Source organism: Nosocomiicoccus massiliensis (genome assembly GCF_000438455.1).
Lineage (GTDB): Bacteria > Bacillota > Bacilli > Staphylococcales > Salinicoccaceae > Nosocomiicoccus > Nosocomiicoccus massiliensis.
In genome coordinates this window covers 1-4628 of record NZ_CAVG010000083.1, presented here as the reverse complement: position 1 = coordinate 4628, position 4628 = coordinate 1, and the positions used below count along the sequence as shown (strand labels likewise).

Sequence of the window (4628 nt, the reverse complement as noted above, 5' to 3'; positions counted from 1 at the left end):
GGCTGTAAACGTCATCTCATTTGAGACTTTGTCTACAGCCTGAGATAAACATTAGAAAACAATGTTTATCTTAATAAAAATTATAACTCTCTATATAGACCAATTACTTTACCAAGTACTGTGACTGAATCTAAAATAATTGGATCCATCATACTATTTTCTGGTTGGAGTCTATAGTAGCCTTTTTCTTTATAGAAACGTTTTACTGTCGCTTCGTTTTCATCGTTCATCGCAACGATAATTTCCCCGTTATGTGCGATGTTCTGCTTTCTAACGATGACTTTATCTCCGTCATGAATTCCTGCTTCAATCATACTATCTCCGACAACTGTAAGTAGGAATACCTCACTATTATGTCCAGCAGTTAAATGTTCTGGGAGTGGGAAGTATTCTTCGACGTTTTCAACAGCAGTGATCGGTAACCCAGCAGTAACTTTACCGAGTACTGGTGCATGAATGACAGCTACTTTTTCTTCAAACTCATTACCAACAATTTCAATTGCACGAGGTTTTGTTGGATTTCGTTTGATGTAGCCTTTTTCTTCTAATTTACTTAAATGCCCATGGACAGTAGAGCTCGATTGTAAGCCAATCGCATTCCCAATTTCACGGACACTCGGTGGGTACCCTTGTTCGTTTACACATTGCTTAATATATTGAAGTACTTCTTTTTGACGAGCGGTTAATTGTTCCATAATATTTCCTCCGATATTGAGTTAACTCAATTTTAGCATAAGTATATGTTGAGTACAAACATTTGTTCGTAATCTCTTGACAACGAACACGTGTTCTATTAATATAATAGTACAAACAAATGTTCGGGAGAGATGAAACATGGTTAAACAAGAACAAATTACAATACTTGCGATTACAGCTTTACTTATCACGTTAAGCATATACTTTTTAATCGATTTTTATATACATGCACCACTTTATGATCTCGATCATGTATTCGGGTCATCACAAGCAGCATTTTTTGTACAAGATCAAATAGCGAACAGTGATACGAACGATACACTTGAATTCGCAAGTAAAACGTTAAACAGATAATATATGATATTTGCGCATCGGCAATATAGCCGAATGCGTTTTTTTATGGTAAATTTAAGTAGAAAGGATGAGTCATCATGTTAGATGATAAAAAATTAAAACGACTGAACCATTTAGCGAAGTTAAAGCGTGAAGAAAAGATTACTAAAGATGATCTTGAAGAACTGAATGCACTAAGAAAAGAGTATTTAGAAAACTTTAGAAGTAGCTTTAGATCGCAAATTGAAAATGCGACAGTGATTGATCCAGAGGGTAACGATGTTACACCTCAAAAAGTAAAAGATATTCAAAAAAGAAGAAGAAATAATTAAGGAGATTTAAATGACTATGACTTTTGATCAAACAGACCAATTAGTTGTCAATTCAATCCGTGCATTGTCTATCGATGCAATTGAGAAAGCAAATTCAGGACACCCAGGACTTCCGATGGGGGCTGCACCGATGGCGTATGCGTTATGGAAAGACCACTTAAACTTTAATAGTAAATCTGTAAACTGGTTTAACAGAGACCGCTTCATCTTAAGTGCGGGACATGGAAGCATGCTGTTATACAGCTTACTCCATTTTTCTGGTGTTATCTCTATGGACGACATTAAAGAATTCCGTCAATACGAATCTAAAACACCAGGACACCCAGAGTTTAAGCATACTGACGGAGTAGAAATTACAACAGGTCCTCTTGGCCAAGGTTTTGCAATGAGTGTTGGTATGGCGATGGCTGAAGCTCATTTAGCAGCGAAGTTTAATACGAAAGAACATAACGTTATCGATCACTATACGTACGTACTAGCAAGTGACGGTGACTTAATGGAAGGTATTTCACATGAGGCTGCATCACTTGCTGGGCATTTAGCGCTCGATAAGTTAATCGTATTATATGACTCTAACGATATTTCACTCGACGGTGATTTAGATATGAGTTTCTCTGAGAATATCGAAGGTCGTTTTAAAGCATATAACTGGGACTATCAAATCGTAAAAGACGGTAACGACTTAGAAGCGATCAGTCAAGCGATTGAAAACGCGAAATCTTCAGATAAACCGTCATTAATTGAAGTTAAAACGATTATCGGATATGGTTCGCCGAACAAACAAGGTAAAAGTGATTCACACGGTGCACCAATCGGTGAAGATGAAAGAAAGAGTGCGTTTGATCATTATGGTTTAGACCACACAAAGTCATTCCACGTAGATGATAGCGTATATGAGCGTTTTAACGAAACGTTAAACAAACGTGGTGAAGAGTTAGAGAACGAATGGAACGCTTTAATGGAAGAATATAAAGCGAGCAATGAAGATTTATACAATACGTTAGTAGATGCAATTAACGGTAAATTACCAGTGGATTACGACATGAACTTACCAACATACGAAGTCGGCTCTAAAAAGGCGACACGTGGCAGTTCAAGTGACGTCATTCAAAAACTATCAGAAAACATTCCAACGTTATTCGGTGGAGCAGCTGACTTAGCATCATCAAACAAAACACTAGTCAATGCTGAAGAAGCATTCTTACCAGGTAACTACAGCGGACGTAACATTTGGTTTGGTGTAAGAGAATTTGCGATGGCAGCTGCAGCGAACGGTATGGCTGCACACGGTGCAATTTTACCGTACGTCGGTACATTCTTTGTGTTTAGTGACTACTTAAAACCAGCGGTACGTTTAAGTGCGTTAATGCAGTTACCAGTCACATACGTATTTACACACGACTCAATCGCAGTCGGTGAAGACGGACCAACTCACGAACCGATCGAGCAACTCGCTGGACTTCGTGCAATTCCAAATTTAAACGTCATTCGTCCTGCTGACGGTAACGAAACACGTGAAGCTTGGAAACGTGCAGTTGAATCTAAATACACTCCAACCGCACTCGTATTAACGCGTCAAGACGTCGAAGCGTTAGATATCGACAAAGATACGCTCGCTGAAGGGGTAAAACGTGGTGGATACGTTGCATATGATAATGGAGACGACGCAATTGTGTTTGCAACAGGTAGTGAAGTTGCACTTGCGATTGAAGCGGCAAAAGTTTTAAAAGAAAAAGACGTAAACATTAAAGTCGTATCATTACCAGATACTGAAACATTCTTCAAACAAGATAAAGCGTATATCGATAGCGTATTAAATAAACATATCGAAAATAGAACAGCTGTAGAAATGGCAGCGAGTATCGGGTGGGCACGATTTGTCGGTCTTGACGGTAAGTACTTAACGATCGACACATTCGGTGCAAGTGCGCCTGGAGATTACGTAATGGAAAAATACGGCTACACAGTCGATAACTTAGTAAATATTATTTTAGAAGACTAAAACAAACATCCTGTACACTGTACAGGATGTTTTAAATGCATTGAACGTAGTTTTAAATTCATGTACAATTATAATGTTGAAAATTGGAAAGAGGTGAGTCGTTTGGCAACTTGGATTTGGATTTTAATCGTTATCGTCGCACTAATTGCTGGTACAGCACTTGGTTTTTATATGGCACGAAAGTATATGATGGATTACTTAGAGAAAAACCCACCAATTAACGAAGACGTGTTAAGAATGATGATGATGCAGATGGGTCAAAAACCTTCACAAAAGAAAATTAACCAAATGATGTCTATGATGAATAAAAACATGAAAGACGTTAAAAAATAACTGATATGAAGCATGTCTCTTGAATCATTTAAGAGACGTGCTTTTTATTTTGATAATTTGTCATATATATATTACTGTTAATAGAGCAGTTCAGTCGTTTAGATGATACACTTAATATATATGAAATGGAGGCAGAACATTGGGTAGTGAAGTTACTTTTTTCTTAGCATTTGGAGCAGGCGTGCTAAGTTTTGTATCCCCATGTGTATTACCGGTATTCCCGGCATTTATCTCATACATTACTGGGATGAGTTTTGATGAAGTTCAAAATCGTAATTTTAACTTACGTGCAATTTTACATACGTTATTCTTCCTCGTTGGGTTTAGTATCATTTATATCGCAATTGGATTTGGTACGTCATTTTTCGGTGGTATACTCATCGAATATTCGAAACTAATTCAACAAATAGGTGCGATACTAATTATCGTATTTGGTTTAATTATTACGGGTATTTTAAACTTCGATTTCTTAAATAAAAATAGAAAAATTGAATTTAAAAATAGACCGAGTGGGTTTGTAGGATCTGTGTTAATCGGTATGGCGTTCGCTGCAGGGTGGACTCCATGTAACGGACCAATTATCGGTGCAATTTTTGCGATGAGTGCAACAGAGCCAGAAAATGCATTAATGTTAATGGTCATTTATTGTTTAGGATTCTCAGTACCGTTTTTCATATTAAGTTTCTTCGTCTCTCGTACACGTTGGATTGTTAAATACTCTGGCATTCTAATGAAAGTCGGCGGCGTAATTATGATTTTAATGGGTATTTTATTATACTTTGACGGTCTGACTAAGATTATTATTTGGTTATCACCGTACTTTGGAGAGTTTAGAGGGTTTTAAATGAATGAATTATTCGCTTTACTAAAAGAATATGAGGATACGCTATTTATAATCGCATCGATCGGTGCGATTATAATGGGGGTTACTC

Annotated in this window: 6 protein-coding genes; 5 read left to right on the top strand and 1 reads right to left on the bottom strand. The window is 37.2% G+C overall.

Going from position 1 to position 4628, the window contains the following annotated elements; all coding sequences use genetic code 11:
* Nucleotides 1–80 precede the first annotated feature (80 nt).
* On the bottom strand, nt 81–695 hold the full coding sequence (gene lexA, locus TJ68_RS03765) for a transcriptional repressor LexA (RefSeq protein ID WP_040928828.1): 615 nt from the start codon (nt 693–695) through the stop codon (nt 81–83).
* Between the two features lie 139 nt (nt 696–834).
* On the opposite strand from lexA, the gene TJ68_RS03760 reads away from it, so the two are divergent.
* The 5 genes from TJ68_RS03760 to TJ68_RS03740 all read left to right on the top strand — a co-directional run bounded on the left by TJ68_RS03760 (nt 835) and on the right by TJ68_RS03740 (nt 4540).
* Nucleotides 835–1050 carry a hypothetical protein gene (locus TJ68_RS03760; protein WP_040928827.1) on the top strand — a complete coding sequence of 72 codons (216 nt, stop codon included), beginning with the start codon at nt 835–837 and terminating at the stop codon, nt 1048–1050.
* Between the two features lie 74 nt (nt 1051–1124).
* Complete coding sequence (locus TJ68_RS03755; protein WP_371327386.1) at nt 1125–1361, top strand: DUF896 domain-containing protein; 237 nt, start codon at nt 1125–1127, stop codon at nt 1359–1361.
* Nucleotides 1362–1377: 16 nt separating this feature from the next.
* The gene (gene tkt / locus TJ68_RS03750) at nt 1378–3363 is read left to right on the top strand and encodes a transketolase (protein ID WP_040928830.1); all 1986 of its coding nucleotides are present in this window, start codon (nt 1378–1380) and stop codon (nt 3361–3363) included.
* Nucleotides 3364–3465: 102 nt separating this feature from the next.
* Entirely contained in the window at nt 3466–3696 is a 231-nt protein-coding gene (locus tag TJ68_RS03745; protein ID WP_040928824.1) for a YneF family protein, read from the top strand.
* Between the two features lie 139 nt (nt 3697–3835).
* Nucleotides 3836–4540 carry a cytochrome c biogenesis CcdA family protein gene (locus TJ68_RS03740; protein WP_040928823.1) on the top strand — a complete coding sequence of 235 codons (705 nt, stop codon included), beginning with the start codon at nt 3836–3838 and terminating at the stop codon, nt 4538–4540.
* Nucleotides 4541–4628 lie beyond the last annotated feature (88 nt).

What these genes read in the sequence shown, in the direction of transcription:
- lexA (WP_040928828.1), bottom strand. Translation starts at nt 695, where the DNA reads ATGGAACAATTAACCGCTCGTCAAAAAGAAGTACTTCAATATATTAAG.
- TJ68_RS03760 (WP_040928827.1), top strand. Translation starts at nt 835, where the DNA reads ATGGTTAAACAAGAACAAATTACAATACTTGCGATTACAGCTTTACTT.
- tkt (WP_040928830.1), top strand. Translation starts at nt 1,378, where the DNA reads ATGACTTTTGATCAAACAGACCAATTAGTTGTCAATTCAATCCGTGCA.